Below are 338 nucleotides of genomic sequence, written 5' to 3'. Positions count from 1 at the left end.
GTTTCCAGGCGCAGGTCGAAGCGCTTGATCACCGGGTTATTGGCGACCATGCCGGAGTCTTGCTGATAGGCCACGGGCGCCAGTTTCGGGAACACCGTCTGGTCATCGCCGAACAGCAGTTTGTGGCCAGTTGTGGTGTGCTGGAAGTGGTAGTGAATGCCTTCTTCTTCGCACAGGCGCTGGATGAAATGCAGGTCCGACTCGTCGTATTGCACGCAGTAGATGCGCTCGGGGTAGATCGAGCCGGTCTTGAATTCGTAGGCGTTGCTTTGAATGCCGTGCTCTTCCAGCACCATGCCGATGATTTTCGGCACCGTGAGGTTCTGGAAGATGCGTTG

The 338-nt window shown here is 56.8% G+C and carries 1 protein-coding gene; it reads right to left on the bottom strand.

Going from position 1 to position 338, the window contains the following annotated elements; all coding sequences use genetic code 11:
• Positions 1-338, bottom strand: a 338-nt coding sequence (locus HU755_RS27005) for a contractile injection system protein, VgrG/Pvc8 family (protein ID WP_272978339.1), incomplete at both ends; no start/stop codon positions are given.

The organism is Pseudomonas sp. SWRI111 (assembly GCF_014268555.1).
Classification (GTDB): domain Bacteria; phylum Pseudomonadota; class Gammaproteobacteria; order Pseudomonadales; family Pseudomonadaceae; genus Aquipseudomonas; species Aquipseudomonas hamedanensis.
The sequence above is the reverse complement of the archived record's forward strand: the minus strand, read 5'-3'. Positions and strand labels throughout refer to the sequence as shown.